At 32.9% G+C, this 11,105-nt stretch carries 26 protein-coding genes; 3 read left to right on the plus strand and 23 right to left on the minus strand.

The window, feature by feature from the left end; genetic code table 11:
- Nucleotides 1–53: 53 nt before the first annotated feature.
- Nucleotides 54–605 (minus strand): Holliday junction resolvase RecU, encoded by a 552-nt coding sequence (locus ACQYAC_RS03975; RefSeq protein ID WP_429942756.1) that lies wholly within the window; start codon nt 603–605, stop codon nt 54–56.
- Nucleotides 606–681: 76 nt separating this feature from the next.
- Here ACQYAC_RS03975 and ACQYAC_RS03980 point away from each other — a divergent pair, with 76 nt between their 5' ends.
- Complete coding sequence (locus ACQYAC_RS03980; protein WP_144533900.1) at nt 682–951, plus strand: hypothetical protein; 270 nt, start codon at nt 682–684, stop codon at nt 949–951.
- 27 nt (nt 952–978) lie between these two features.
- Here ACQYAC_RS03980 and ACQYAC_RS03985 read toward each other — a convergent pair whose 3' ends face one another.
- From ACQYAC_RS03985 to ACQYAC_RS04010, 6 genes are all read right to left on the minus strand, one after another.
- Nucleotides 979–1,362 carry a hypothetical protein gene (locus tag ACQYAC_RS03985; protein WP_429942757.1) on the minus strand — a complete coding sequence of 128 codons (384 nt, stop codon included), beginning with the start codon at nt 1,360–1,362 and terminating at the stop codon, nt 979–981.
- Complete coding sequence (locus ACQYAC_RS03990; protein ID WP_429942758.1) at nt 1,355–1,540, minus strand: hypothetical protein; 186 nt, start codon at nt 1,538–1,540, stop codon at nt 1,355–1,357. Before ACQYAC_RS03990 ends, ACQYAC_RS03985 begins: the two co-directional genes overlap by 8 nt.
- A 14-nt stretch (nt 1,541–1,554) precedes the next feature.
- Nucleotides 1,555–2,115 carry a thymidine kinase gene (locus tag ACQYAC_RS03995; RefSeq protein WP_429942786.1) on the minus strand — a complete coding sequence of 187 codons (561 nt, stop codon included), beginning with the start codon at nt 2,113–2,115 and terminating at the stop codon, nt 1,555–1,557.
- Nucleotides 2,103–2,279: a hypothetical protein gene (locus ACQYAC_RS04000; protein WP_429942759.1), complete on the minus strand. Its 177-nt coding sequence runs from the start codon at nt 2,277–2,279 to the stop codon at nt 2,103–2,105. Before ACQYAC_RS04000 ends, ACQYAC_RS03995 begins: the two co-directional genes overlap by 13 nt.
- A gap of 85 nt (nt 2,280–2,364) precedes the next feature.
- Nucleotides 2,365–2,676, minus strand: coding sequence for a hypothetical protein (locus ACQYAC_RS04005; protein WP_429942760.1), 312 nt, complete (start codon nt 2,674–2,676; stop codon nt 2,365–2,367).
- Nucleotides 2,673–2,843 (minus strand): hypothetical protein, encoded by a 171-nt coding sequence (locus ACQYAC_RS04010; protein WP_429942761.1) that lies wholly within the window; start codon nt 2,841–2,843, stop codon nt 2,673–2,675. The genes ACQYAC_RS04005 and ACQYAC_RS04010 overlap by 4 nt, the downstream gene beginning before the upstream one ends.
- A 64-nt stretch (nt 2,844–2,907) precedes the next feature.
- On the opposite strand from ACQYAC_RS04010, the gene ACQYAC_RS04015 reads away from it, so the two are divergent.
- Nucleotides 2,908–3,600, plus strand: coding sequence for a hypothetical protein (locus ACQYAC_RS04015; protein WP_429942762.1), 693 nt, complete (start codon nt 2,908–2,910; stop codon nt 3,598–3,600).
- 14 nt (nt 3,601–3,614) lie between these two features.
- Here the strand turns inward: ACQYAC_RS04015 and ACQYAC_RS04020 are convergent, their stop codons facing one another.
- From ACQYAC_RS04020 to ACQYAC_RS04085, 14 genes are all read right to left on the minus strand, one after another.
- Nucleotides 3,615–3,827 carry a hypothetical protein gene (locus ACQYAC_RS04020; protein ID WP_429942763.1) on the minus strand — a complete coding sequence of 71 codons (213 nt, stop codon included), beginning with the start codon at nt 3,825–3,827 and terminating at the stop codon, nt 3,615–3,617.
- Nucleotides 3,824–4,297 (minus strand): hypothetical protein, encoded by a 474-nt coding sequence (locus tag ACQYAC_RS04025; RefSeq protein WP_429942764.1) that lies wholly within the window; start codon nt 4,295–4,297, stop codon nt 3,824–3,826. The genes ACQYAC_RS04020 and ACQYAC_RS04025 overlap by 4 nt, the downstream gene beginning before the upstream one ends.
- Nucleotides 4,278–4,613 (minus strand): hypothetical protein, encoded by a 336-nt coding sequence (locus tag ACQYAC_RS04030; RefSeq protein WP_429942765.1) that lies wholly within the window; start codon nt 4,611–4,613, stop codon nt 4,278–4,280. Before ACQYAC_RS04030 ends, ACQYAC_RS04025 begins: the two co-directional genes overlap by 20 nt.
- On the minus strand, nt 4,613–5,002 hold the full coding sequence (locus ACQYAC_RS04035) for a hypothetical protein (protein WP_429942766.1): 390 nt from the start codon (nt 5,000–5,002) through the stop codon (nt 4,613–4,615). The genes ACQYAC_RS04030 and ACQYAC_RS04035 overlap by 1 nt, the downstream gene beginning before the upstream one ends.
- 24 nt (nt 5,003–5,026) lie before the next feature.
- The gene (locus ACQYAC_RS04040; RefSeq protein WP_429942767.1) at nt 5,027–5,173 is read right to left on the minus strand and encodes a hypothetical protein; all 147 of its coding nucleotides are present in this window, start codon (nt 5,171–5,173) and stop codon (nt 5,027–5,029) included.
- Nucleotides 5,174–5,177: 4 nt separating this feature from the next.
- On the minus strand, nt 5,178–5,660 hold the full coding sequence (locus ACQYAC_RS04045; protein WP_429942768.1) for a hypothetical protein: 483 nt from the start codon (nt 5,658–5,660) through the stop codon (nt 5,178–5,180).
- 185 nt (nt 5,661–5,845) lie between these two features.
- The gene (locus ACQYAC_RS04050) at nt 5,846–6,121 is read right to left on the minus strand and encodes a YgiT-type zinc finger protein (protein WP_429942769.1); all 276 of its coding nucleotides are present in this window, start codon (nt 6,119–6,121) and stop codon (nt 5,846–5,848) included.
- Between the two features lie 62 nt (nt 6,122–6,183).
- Nucleotides 6,184–6,672 carry a hypothetical protein gene (locus ACQYAC_RS04055; RefSeq protein ID WP_429942770.1) on the minus strand — a complete coding sequence of 163 codons (489 nt, stop codon included), beginning with the start codon at nt 6,670–6,672 and terminating at the stop codon, nt 6,184–6,186.
- A 451-nt stretch (nt 6,673–7,123) separates the two neighbouring features.
- Complete coding sequence (locus ACQYAC_RS04060) at nt 7,124–7,531, minus strand: hypothetical protein (RefSeq protein ID WP_169510710.1); 408 nt, start codon at nt 7,529–7,531, stop codon at nt 7,124–7,126.
- A gap of 88 nt (nt 7,532–7,619) precedes the next feature.
- A complete protein-coding gene (locus ACQYAC_RS04065; protein ID WP_429942771.1) occupies nt 7,620–8,135 on the minus strand; it encodes a dihydrofolate reductase in 516 nt (171 codons plus the stop codon).
- Complete coding sequence (locus ACQYAC_RS04070; protein ID WP_338335442.1) at nt 8,132–8,941, minus strand: thymidylate synthase; 810 nt, start codon at nt 8,939–8,941, stop codon at nt 8,132–8,134. Before ACQYAC_RS04070 ends, ACQYAC_RS04065 begins: the two co-directional genes overlap by 4 nt.
- A gap of 24 nt (nt 8,942–8,965) precedes the next feature.
- A complete protein-coding gene (locus ACQYAC_RS04075) occupies nt 8,966–9,211 on the minus strand; it encodes a hypothetical protein (protein WP_429942772.1) in 246 nt (81 codons plus the stop codon).
- A complete protein-coding gene (locus ACQYAC_RS04080) occupies nt 9,198–9,410 on the minus strand; it encodes a hypothetical protein (protein ID WP_429942773.1) in 213 nt (70 codons plus the stop codon). The genes ACQYAC_RS04075 and ACQYAC_RS04080 overlap by 14 nt, the downstream gene beginning before the upstream one ends.
- Nucleotides 9,410–9,589, minus strand: a complete 180-nt coding sequence (locus tag ACQYAC_RS04085) for a hypothetical protein (RefSeq protein WP_144522995.1) — start codon at nt 9,587–9,589, stop codon at nt 9,410–9,412. Before ACQYAC_RS04085 ends, ACQYAC_RS04080 begins: the two co-directional genes overlap by 1 nt.
- Before the next feature lie 137 nt (nt 9,590–9,726).
- Between ACQYAC_RS04085 and ACQYAC_RS04090 the strand changes: the two genes are divergently transcribed.
- The gene (locus ACQYAC_RS04090; RefSeq protein WP_429942774.1) at nt 9,727–10,170 is read left to right on the plus strand and encodes a hypothetical protein; all 444 of its coding nucleotides are present in this window, start codon (nt 9,727–9,729) and stop codon (nt 10,168–10,170) included.
- Nucleotides 10,171–10,248: 78 nt separating this feature from the next.
- On the opposite strand, the gene ACQYAC_RS04095 is transcribed toward ACQYAC_RS04090, so the two are convergent.
- Together ACQYAC_RS04095 and ACQYAC_RS04100 are read right to left on the minus strand one after the other, a co-directional pair.
- Nucleotides 10,249–10,677 carry a dUTP diphosphatase gene (locus ACQYAC_RS04095; RefSeq protein ID WP_429942775.1) on the minus strand — a complete coding sequence of 143 codons (429 nt, stop codon included), beginning with the start codon at nt 10,675–10,677 and terminating at the stop codon, nt 10,249–10,251.
- Between the two features lie 16 nt (nt 10,678–10,693).
- Nucleotides 10,694–11,056: a hypothetical protein gene (locus ACQYAC_RS04100; RefSeq protein WP_429942776.1), complete on the minus strand. Its 363-nt coding sequence runs from the start codon at nt 11,054–11,056 to the stop codon at nt 10,694–10,696.
- Nucleotides 11,057–11,105: the final 49 nt, after the last annotated feature.

Raw genomic sequence — 11,105 nt, forward strand, 5'->3', positions numbered from 1 at the left:
ATCACCACACATTTTTATTCATTATAAATATTATAGCAAATAAAGACAGAGACTTATCCCTGCCTACGTTTTGCATCACCTCCCTGAATTAATTTTTCGCACATCTTATTTATGTAATATGTATAATTCACTTTCTTCTTCATCCACCTTACCTCTGTTCCGATTTCTTCACAGATGCCAATAGGTATGCTGGACTTATTCACCTTGCTTAAGTATGTATGTGCTAATTGATTTTCAGCAATATTCTTATATGTAAGAAAGTCTTTTATATGGACAAAAAACACTCTATTCTCAGGTTCTCTAAAATTAAACAAGAAGCCAGGTAACACTCCTTCATATTTTGCAGCTGCTTCAAGGTGCTTAATTTGTTGAGATTTAATCATGCTTTCTGAGAACGATATAGACTTGCTTTTTGTTGATTTTAATTCTAATGGGAATAAAACTCCTTTAGCGTACAGGAAACAATCGTAATTGTTTTTTGATACACCAAAGTTACGTTTTATGGCCATTGGGTTTACATCTTTAATTCGGTAAAAGAATAAACCTTGATCCTTCGCGGATTGTTGTATATTCGCTTCAAAAACTTTCCCTAAGTTTGTGCTCAATGAACCAATCCTTTCTTTGTGTTTAATAGTTAAATGGGGTATTCTATGATTATCAATATCTAGGAGAGTGTTCCAATTGACCGAGCTTATCAACCAACACAACGAGTTAACTGACTATTTAAAGTCAAAAGGGTTTACAGTTAGATTTCATGTAGACATGTCAGAGAATCATTTATTTGAAAAACACTATGTTGTTTACAATGAATCAGAAACTGAAAATGCTGAACTCGTATTCAAAGCAAATGCTAAAACTAATGAAGTTGAATACTCATTCGTTGATAACAACCAATACCCAGATTTAGTCGAAGAAGTGAATACTTTAATAAAAAACTTCAAATCTTCTTGATGATTACCCCTGTCATTAGACAGGGGTTTAAAATTCTAATTGGATTGCTTCTCCATCTATAATCTTCACATACTTCTTATCAAACTTATAATCTTCTAAAACAGTGTTCTCCAACTCAATTAAGTCTAAGTGATACAACTCTTTACCATTGACTCCTTCAATAAGAATATAGTCACTTGAATCAAATTCAGTTTTATACCAAATGACAGTTAAATTCGTTTCAATGTTAAGTTTATTTGTTAAGTACATGTAAGCATCCTGTGATGTCCCGTCTGTAACATCTCTAATTTCTTCATCATCAATGTTATTAATTACAATTAGATTGTTTGACTTCTCATTATAAAAATAAGCAAAATCACCTCCTTGATTTTTTAATTGATAAGCGCCTTTTAAGTTATGTAAGTTAAGCATATGTATTTACGTATCTCCCTTTTTCATTGTTAAACAAGTCTCTTGCTTCTTGCATTAATTCTTCGTTATTGTTACTTAGGTTGATGCCAAGACGGTTTACTTTTGAAAAATCATTGTTATGTATCGCTTCTTCAATTGATTTCATTTGTTTTTTCATTTTGTTGTGCAGCTCAACCAAACTATTTTCTTCTATTATTTAACTCCCCTTTCATAAGCGCATTGTCTACATGCTGGCTTATAATCGTTCCCAACTTTAACTTGAGTATTTGAATCATTAGAAACTTCAAGTGAAACCCATGCGTCATCGCCACAAAAAGCACAAACTGCATGATGTTTAGTCACATGATCTGCTTTGGCCATTAAGTACGGTACAATTCCAAATGGCTTACCATACCTGTCCATGTCTAATCCTGCAACAAACACTTTCTTCCCTTGTTCGATTAGTTTCTCAATGTGAGTGATCATTTGATCTGGGAAAAATTGAACTTCATCAATGCAAACAACATCAGCTTCAAACAAATCTAGGGGTATACCAACCTTGTTTTTATTTGTTATTTGTATGTTTATTGCCTCAACTTTCTTGCCATCGTGTGTCACAATAAAGTCTTCTGAGTATCTGTTATCTATGGATGGTTTGAGAAACACTACTTTCTTTCCAGCTAACATATATCGTTTTCCATGACGTTGCAGCGCTGTTGATTTCTCAGCAAACATACCTCCTACGTCAATTGTTAAAGATCCTATTGATATGATTCCTCACCTCCTCCAAGAATAAGTTGCGTATACCTCTTATAATCTTCTTCACTATTAAATGAAAATACAGGAGTCTTCCCCTTTTGAAACGAAATTGTACCGCCCACTTGAGATAGATATGCTTGTTTTAACGCATCCTGTTCAAACGGAATTCTAATAGTCATATGTAATTTCTCCTTTCCTTGTAAAAAGTGCTTGATTTATGTAGTAAATATGAATACTTATTTCTGGTTAAAAGACCGATTTTATTTAGAAATAATTAATGTGATTAGAGCGATTATAGCTTTCATCCCATCTTTGATCATAAGGTCGAACCAGATTCATAATAATTTGTTCCATAGCGTTTTTATCACTGCATAAAGAACTATCAATAAACACATTGTTGTATTTGAATCCTCTGGCATATTCCCCAAACCGTTTTGCATGAATTGCTTGTTTGGGTGTTCCTATGTAATCGTCTCTCTGAAGAAGAATTTCTTCATTAATATTCAGAGCTATCTCGCTCAATTTTTCATTTGCTTTTTCTTGTGTATTTGAAAATATCATTGTGCTTAGTTTCATTGAAACAATCCTCCCCAAATTACTCCTGCTGCAATGGCAACAATAAAAACTGAAACCACTTTTAGTACACCAATATACACTGCAAATTTAATATCTCTTTGAATATCCATTCTAGCTAACACGACTAATCCAAATGCAATTAACAAAATCCATGCTGTAACAATCATATGCCCATCTCCCCTTTATTTTGAATTTGTGATATAATTTAGAAAAACTTGAAAGGAATTAACAATGCCTGCATATTTTAATAACAGAAAAACAACTTACTACAAATTTGATTTCCAAGCCTATCTTGAAAGTCCACCAATAAAGTCTAAAATAGGAAGACTGTCTTTCTATAAATCTTGGGTTAAATACTGGTGTGATATATTTATCGAACATGATAAAAATATTGAAGATTATGCAAGACAGAAATCAAATACTACTCCTATTTATGAGATGTCCCAATTAAGGAATAAAGATGTTGAATTTTATACTTTTGATTTCAAGACGAGCGTTGGCACCTACAAATATTACTATGATGTTGATATTCTCAATGAAATAGTAAAACAAAATACCCTAGTTCCTGAAGATGTAGATTTGAAAGATGTATATGTAGACAGTAGCACTGCATTTTTATCTAATAAAATAAAAGACAATCGCCCACCAATTTTAGTGTACAATCCAGGAGTACCCGTCCCTTTACTTTGCGTTGACGGTAATAAAAGAATTATGGCTCAGAAGAAATTAAATAATATTAAATCCGTAAAAGCAGTTACTATACCTTTAGAGTTAAGCAAGTATTTCTTCTTTACTTCTCTTGATAGTGCTTTCTATTTCGCTAACCTTGAGATGCAAATGATAGCCAGTTTGTTAGAAATGGGACAGGACGAAAAAGCAATCTATATGACAACTGCATTGTCCAGAAATTCTCATAGCGGATAGGTGATTAAACTCACTTATCCTTTTTTAATTTCTTTCATTCGCTTCTTGTTTACTTGATCTGTAATGATAACCCCAGCATCATTTAAAAAGTTGCCTTCATCATCTTGGATGCAAGTACTTCCTCCAAACTCAATACCGTTTGCTTCAATTAATTTAATGAACTCTTTATATGTAAACTGTGTGCCGTCTTCTTTAAAGAATGTACCTTCTACATGTAATCCTTTCATTTAATCACCTTATTTTTATAATGGTTAATAAAATCATCAAACTGAATTAAGTAAACGCCATAAGCTGTGTTATTTAATTTTTTGATTGTCTCTTTATCTGGTATTTCAAACCAGCTGTCAGTTCCTTGCCCACAGACTTCATAAATTTGCAGTATCTCTTTTTTATGCTCAAAAAATGCCAACTTATTTTCAAATTCACTTTCTTCATCAACTGGATTACCCACATGATTTGTCGCATACTCCATCATTGAAGTTAACATGTATCCTAATTCAACCTCTGAGAAACTCAGTTGAGGCTTAGGAATTCCATAGTAAACATCTGCCTCATTTAATGAGCCTCTGGCCTTAACTTCTTTAAGAATTTCTTCAAAAGCAGCACAACCTTGATGAATGATGAAATCTTTTTGCAGCTCCTCTCTTCTTTTTCTCTCTTCGAAAAAACTTTTTATTTTAAGTTCGTCTGTTTTCATCTTGTGACTCCTTCGTTTTAAATTGAAGTAAAAATTCTTTCACTTTCTTAGTTGGAAAGTCGCTAAGTGCATAATCACCAATCAGTTTCGTGAAAATATCCTCCTGATGGGTATCAATCATTTTTGTAAGATCGTGCTCAGGACTACAAGGACAACCCTCATTGTTGCAATAACGAAAATCATTTAAATATCTTGTTGTATGTACGATTAACTCTAGAAAAATAACTCTTAATTTCTCTTTGTCATCTCCTTGATAGCCGCACATAAAGTCATTTTGATATATTTGGATTAATGCTTCTAGAATTTTTCTGTCCATTAATATAGCATCCTCATTGTTTCTGGCATGTCTTTAATTGCTGAAATCAAAGCACCTCTCATATCCTTGTGTTCTTCTTCCCATTCATGTTCATTTTCGATCAGAAATTTATCAAACTCAATCAAGTTAATAAATCTATCTTCTTCTGATACTTTTTCAATATTTAATTGATGTAGAGATGGTAAGCCAATTTCGTTAAACCACTCTACAAAGTAACTGTCATTGCTGCTTTTATCTAAAAGTTCATGCAATGTCTTTGATCGGTTCATTTCAAAATATTTATGAAGTTCTTCTTTAATTAAATTAAGCCACTCCTCGAAAGCATTCTGAATGTTATTTGACTTACTTCTCTTGAAGTCTACGCCATACCATGAATAGAGACTACTCATTTATCTCACCCTTTGATATATTTGTTATTTATTAATTACCATGGCAACTAAAATAAGAAATGCTGGCAACAATATTAAATTTGAGTAGAATGCTCCTGAATAGAATCCTTTGACATATTCAGCAGACAACTCTTCGTCTTTTTTAAATTTAGACTTCAGTGTTTTAATCATAGACTTAATCCCTCCAATCATCACTAGCCTCGATCACCGTAAATCCATTCGCATCTCTTTTTGTGTTTTTCTCAGCAATTAGATACATGTTATTAAGCATACTTAATCTTTTAATTTCTTCATTTATCATATTGAAAAAGGTGATTATTGTATCTCTACTACTTTCAGGATATACACAGTCGATTTCTGGTTCATAAATATATAAAGCATATTCTAATCTTAAGATGAATTCGCTGTCACAGATGCCAATATTATTGATTTCTTTCCTAAGAGATATCAGTTCACTCTGTAGAAAAGGGACAATTCTTTTTTCATACTCTGGAATAGCACTTTCCAAATCTTCTATGGCAGAATCAAAAGTAGAGCGTTTAACTTTATAAAGGTTCTCAAATGTTTGTTGAATCGTTCTAAATAGTTTTATTAACAAAACTCTAGAAGATTCATCTTTCATATTTAACTCAATTCCCCACCATTCCAATTCATCCACTGTATCACCCCTCATAAATACATGTAATTTATATCTTATTAATATCTTACCTGTGAAATCATCTTAATTCGGTAGCAGTCATTGCCCAACGGTGTAACTTCAACTGTCCGCCCTTTGTCTAGACTTTCCTTAGTAAATGTAATCACTTGATTGAAACCATTCACCTCTGTATATGTATACATAACTTAAAACTCCTTGCCTTTATATTTTTCCCCAGCTTGCTTTTCCCAGAGTTTAACCGCTTCATTCATCGTATTCTTATCAAACTCTTCGCAGTATAATTCTTCATTACATTCACTACAATAAGCTACCATGCTGTTTTTTACGATCACCGTTTGTCCTTTAAATGTAAGTTGCTCATCTTTTATTCTAGCAAACATCAAAACGTCTTTATCGCAGTTATTGCAATACTTAGTTACATCTTTCTTTATCTTACTGAAGTATTCATGAACGCTTTCCATTAAACAATCTCCTTTTCAATAAAATCAACGTTTTAAACTAAAGGGGCAATAGCCCCACAGTTTTAATTTGAGTCGTAAACAATTTTATATTTCAAGTCCGTTGCCCAACTTGTGTCAATGTCTTCTAGGTCTGTGATATAAATGATTTTTTCAACAGCTCCTATTTCATTTAACTCTTGGAATATAGCCTTTCTCATTACTTCGTTTTCTACGTGACCCTTTATTGGATAAATTAAAGCAATATCAATCCCTTCGGCATAAACATCTCTACATTTCATTCTAATAGTGTCTAAAACAAACACATTTTCACCACAACAAAACCTCTGTCCTATCACAAAGTTCCTGTTTTCCAAACAACTAATGTTTGACCTTTTCAGAATATTTTTATCCATTGTTCTAAGCAGAACTTTGACATCTTTGAAGTTCTTTTGAATTAGATCAAAAACCATAGGAAATTTTTGGTGATAATGATTCCCTGTAAGAATTGCTTCACTTTCCTCAGATTCTAAAAACTCAAGAATTTTGGCTTCTGCTTGACCTCTTCCATTCATTAGTATCAACCTCCATAATTTGTTACATATTCAGTATAGAGTTCATTGGTAATAAATTAACAGCTAAATGTTGTTCTGTTCAAATTTTATTCTGATAAACTCTTCATGGAGTCTATTAAACTCTTCTTTGTTTATGTATGCTTTGGCATCACCTTTAAAATGAAATAACTTCATGAACTCTTTATTGATCCTTACAGCTTTCATCGCCATTGATGAGCTTACCCAATCTGATTCCTCTGTCAGCTGCAATACTTCGCTTAGTTCAAATAGTCGTTCCAGCGCTAATGGATTTTGATTAGTTTTAATATGTAACAGGTCTCTTTTTTTCTCTAAGATGTCTGATTTAAGCTTGTATTTGCTTTTTTCTAATTCACTTAATTTTTGATGAGATACAGTATTTATATCTCACACCTCCTAACAAGAGTTTGTTAAAATTCAGATTTTATGTAACTTAAATTGCTTTTAAATGGTTCTTCTTAGATTCTGATTTCCATTGGATCAGTTTGTTATTTGTTTTATTGATACGTCGTTTGGCATTTTCAATTGTTTTAAGTGCTTCATTATCAATACTCAATAAAGACTTTCCAAGCATATCTCTGATCATACAAAGCTTCTCATATTCGGATTTTACCTTTCTTCTTTCAATAAGAATTGCTTGCCCTCTCTTAGAAAGGCTCCATCCCTCGCATGCATTGAATACAGCTACTTCTAAGTCATGATAAAACTTACTAAGTTCTTTATCCATCCTACTAACTTCTTTTCTATAGAATTCAATGTCATTATCGATTTTTTCCTTGATTTCATTTAGTTCAATCGCTTTCGCTTCAATTTCTTTTATGTATTTAGTTGCTTTACACATTCAATCATCCCCCTTTTTAAATTAAAAAAGATAAACCGATTTGGCTTATCTTTATAATATATGTAATTTGTATTTTAGTCAATATAAATTATATGTTATTTGTATTTTTATAATGAATGAAACTGTATCCTATAGGTGCCCCTTTCTTTTTGTAGTGAACATCACTACTATTTCTTAGCCAGTTGTCATCTAGACTAGGGAAATATGAGTCTGCTTCTGACACATCATGAAACATTGTTAAATAAATATTGCTTGCATGATCAAGAAATTGTTTATATATCTCGCTGCCACCTATAACCATGACTTCATCTCCATGATTAGATTGGCCATTAATTAATTTCAATACTTCATCAATTGAATGATAAACAAATGTTCCTGGTAAGGCCTTATATGTCTTATCCTTTGTTAAAACAACATTTGTTCTGTTAGACAGAGGCTTGCCGTTAAGCTTAATAATCGATTCATACGTTTTTCGACCTTGTATGCATAGCTTACCTTGAGTTAATTCTTTAAACCTTTTCATATCCTCTTTAATAGAATACAAAAGATTGTTGTTTAATCCAATTCCCATGTTCATGTCGCAGGCTGCTATTAAACTGATCAAACTGCCACTTCCCCTTTGATTAATGGATGGTGTTCATAATCAATCACTTCAAAGTCTTCTATGCTATACTCAAAGATTGATTCAGGTTTCCGTTTAACATTAAGTTTTGGTACTTGATATGGAGATCTGGTTAGTTGTTTTTTGACTTGTTCTAAATGATTATGATAAATATGAGCTACGCCAATTGAGTGTTTCATGATACCTGGCTTTAAATCACATTGTTGAGCAATTATAGTCAGTAGTGTTGCATATGAGGCGATGTTAACTGGAACACCTAGAAACATGTCTCCTGAACGTTGAAAGTGATACATATGTAAGTATTCACCTTCCACGTAAAACTGAACAACAGTACTGTGACAACATGGTAATGCAGTATCTTCCCATTGCATCTCTGGGGCGTTCCATCCTGTAAATAAAATACGTCTACTTGTTGGATTGTTTTTAATTTGGTCAATCACATACTTAATCTGATTAAAAATGTTCCCTCGTCCATCTTCCCATCTAGTCCATTGTTTGCCGTAGATGTTTGGCAGCTGTCCTGCTTCATTAGCCCATTCCTTCCAAAACTTAATGTTGTACTTTTCTTCTAACTCTTTGTTTGATGTTGAGCCGCTTAGAAACCATAGTAGCTCCCCAAAAACACCTCTAGTAAACATTTTCTTAGTTGTAACCAACGGAAACCCTTCAGACAAATTAAACTCCATTGTTTCTCCGAAAAGACTTCTCATGCCTGTTTCTGTCCTGTCTCCAGTATCCTGTCCATATGTATATACTTTTTGCAGCAATTTTAAATATTCTTTTTCCAACGTATCTCTCCTAAAGTTTAGAATTCATTCTTTTATTTTATTGCTCACGTCTTCTAGCTTCTTACTGATATCTTCACTCCCTATTTTCTTCAATAATTCAGTAGCTTCTTTAATCCCCTCTAATGCCGCATCCCCAATAAGATCAAACTCTTTAATCATGTTTTCCAATGCTCTCATTTTCATTTCAGGGTCGTCATCCATAAGCGCATAGGCTTTATTCTGTTTCTCGACTTTCACTAATGAATGGTATATCGCATCAACATTTATCAATATCTTTCACCCTTCTCCTCAAATATTTCTTTAGGATTAAATCTGTTGCAAATCCTACTAGAACTATTGCTGAAGGAATCGTAGCAGCATAATGAAGAACTGCTAAACAAGAAAGTAGCACAAACAATGTCGCTATTGTTATGCAGATATAGATCAATCTGTTCTCTAATTTCACAAGCTCCTCTAATTTATTTGTCATTAAAACTCCTCCTTTTTATATTCATTTATCACAGACTCTGCCATTCGTTTTTCGATAGTACGTCTTCGCTTTTTTATATCTCTTTTAAAGTTCTTCTTGCTTTGTTTTTCACCACGTGTGGCCAGAGTCCATGTTCCTACAGCCTCTAACGATTCAATTTTTGAGATTCTGTTAATCATATAAAACATGCCCCTTTCCTTTAAAAGTCTTCTTTTATTGTAAACCCTATGCTGTCGATGGTTATCATTACCTTAAATTTAGCTCATTTGGTATAATCTAATTATTGTTAAAATTCTATAAAAAGGTGGCAGCAGAATTGAAAGTTACTAGAACTCATACTGAAAATGCTATTGAAGGCTATATCTACGAAGCAGGTTTCCATGAAAAAAGTCGTTTTAATTACCTTTATGAAACTGAAAAGAAAATCCTTCATGTTTATGATGACCTTTCGTCTAAAAGCACTGGCGCTTTAAACTCATTCAGTGAAATTGTTACTGAAATAGATAAAATAACAAAAGGCAATGTTAAAGGCTTAAAAGGACTCACTCAAAAATTTGTTTCTCTTTTTTCTGATAACGATCCTGTTAAAGTTATTTTTTACACAGAAGCAGGAGCAATTGGTCTTTCTGGTTCAAATAATTTCGGGGAGCCTCTAGACATTCAAGGATACGACATACGAAATAGAGAGTTCTCAGGATACACAAAGGATGAACTTCATCCTAACTTTGTGGATATTAATTCCGTTGTAGTGCCAAATTAATTAAATCACTTGGCTGTGATACTCCATAGTATAAAATCTTTAGAAATCCCACCATGCACGCAGCCAAGTGTTACTTTCTTATTTAGTACCCGTTGATCCATGTCCTCCACGATCATCGTTACCTAGATGATCTACTTCAAATAATTCAACCTCTGGCATTTTTTCAATGATTCTAAACTGACAGATACGCTCACCTTTCTTAATTTCTGTGTCTCGTAGAGCGTAGGCTGGGAAGAACCAGAAATCATTGTCTCCCTTGTATGACTCATCAATAACTCCTTTGGAGTTTGTTTGAATGATCCCAAAATGTTTAAATGTGCTTGAACGAGGGACAATATGTGCTTCATACCCTTCTGGCAACTCCATCGCAACACCTAATGGAATAAGTTTAAATTCTTCTTTTTCAATTACAACATCCTCTGCTGCACGAAGATCAATCCAATCTCCTTTTTCGATTTTGCTGATTCTTGTTTGTGTTTCGTCTATATATTTGATTTTAATTTGCATTATGTAGCATTCTCCCTTAATAATATATGTTATTTATCTTTTTATTTCGACTCTTTTTCCATTCATCCATTGTTTCCTTATACTCTTTACTGACTTTAAACTTTACATAGAGTTCATCCAATGGCGGTTGTTCTCCATTGCCAAAATCATTTAAATCGAATTTACCTCCGCTAAACGCAATTGATTTAACTTGAGCCCCATCCTGTACCCATACTAAGTAAGCACTGAGCATATTTTGAGAAACTAAATAGAAAAGCCTATCAAACACTGTTCTTACGTCTATGTTTAAGATATTCATTATCGTATCAGCATTAAACATGTTTTCTGCTAAGTGGTCTAAGTTCTCATTGATTAAATAATCGATTCGCCATTTACTCATTAACTATAATTAACTGCTTGGATAATCAATGTGTCATTAAAAACTCTTA

Origin of the sequence: Bacillus sp. MM09(2025), from assembly GCF_050496725.1 — a bacterium.
Taxonomy (GTDB): domain Bacteria; phylum Bacillota; class Bacilli; order Bacillales; family Bacillaceae; genus Bacillus; species Bacillus pumilus.

What these genes read in the sequence shown, in the direction of transcription:
- ACQYAC_RS04035 (WP_429942766.1), bottom strand. Translation starts at nt 5,002, where the DNA reads ATGAGTAGTCTCTATTCATGGTATGGCGTAGACTTCAAGAGAAGTAAG.
- ACQYAC_RS04095 (WP_429942775.1), bottom strand. Translation starts at nt 10,677, where the DNA reads ATGCAAATTAAAATCAAATATATAGACGAAACACAAACAAGAATCAGC.
- ACQYAC_RS04040 (WP_429942767.1), bottom strand. Translation starts at nt 5,173, where the DNA reads ATGATTAAAACACTGAAGTCTAAATTTAAAAAAGACGAAGAGTTGTCT.
- ACQYAC_RS04025 (WP_429942764.1), bottom strand. Translation starts at nt 4,297, where the DNA reads ATGAAAACAGACGAACTTAAAATAAAAAGTTTTTTCGAAGAGAGAAAA.
- ACQYAC_RS04050 (WP_429942769.1), bottom strand. Translation starts at nt 6,121, where the DNA reads ATGGAAAGCGTTCATGAATACTTCAGTAAGATAAAGAAAGATGTAACT.
- ACQYAC_RS04060 (WP_169510710.1), bottom strand. Translation starts at nt 7,531, where the DNA reads ATGTGTAAAGCAACTAAATACATAAAAGAAATTGAAGCGAAAGCGATT.
- ACQYAC_RS03985 (WP_429942757.1), bottom strand. Translation starts at nt 1,362, where the DNA reads ATGCTTAACTTACATAACTTAAAAGGCGCTTATCAATTAAAAAATCAA.
- ACQYAC_RS04055 (WP_429942770.1), bottom strand. Translation starts at nt 6,672, where the DNA reads ATGAATGGAAGAGGTCAAGCAGAAGCCAAAATTCTTGAGTTTTTAGAA.
- ACQYAC_RS04080 (WP_429942773.1), bottom strand. Translation starts at nt 9,410, where the DNA reads ATGACAAATAAATTAGAGGAGCTTGTGAAATTAGAGAACAGATTGATC.
- ACQYAC_RS04030 (WP_429942765.1), bottom strand. Translation starts at nt 4,613, where the DNA reads ATGGACAGAAAAATTCTAGAAGCATTAATCCAAATATATCAAAATGAC.
- ACQYAC_RS04020 (WP_429942763.1), bottom strand. Translation starts at nt 3,827, where the DNA reads ATGAAAGGATTACATGTAGAAGGTACATTCTTTAAAGAAGACGGCACA.
- ACQYAC_RS04015 (WP_429942762.1), top strand. Translation starts at nt 2,908, where the DNA reads ATGCCTGCATATTTTAATAACAGAAAAACAACTTACTACAAATTTGAT.
- ACQYAC_RS04010 (WP_429942761.1), bottom strand. Translation starts at nt 2,843, where the DNA reads ATGATTGTTACAGCATGGATTTTGTTAATTGCATTTGGATTAGTCGTG.
- ACQYAC_RS04100 (WP_429942776.1), bottom strand. Translation starts at nt 11,056, where the DNA reads ATGAGTAAATGGCGAATCGATTATTTAATCAATGAGAACTTAGACCAC.
- ACQYAC_RS04000 (WP_429942759.1), bottom strand. Translation starts at nt 2,279, where the DNA reads ATGACTATTAGAATTCCGTTTGAACAGGATGCGTTAAAACAAGCATAT.
- ACQYAC_RS04005 (WP_429942760.1), bottom strand. Translation starts at nt 2,676, where the DNA reads ATGAAACTAAGCACAATGATATTTTCAAATACACAAGAAAAAGCAAAT.
- ACQYAC_RS04085 (WP_144522995.1), bottom strand. Translation starts at nt 9,589, where the DNA reads ATGATTAACAGAATCTCAAAAATTGAATCGTTAGAGGCTGTAGGAACA.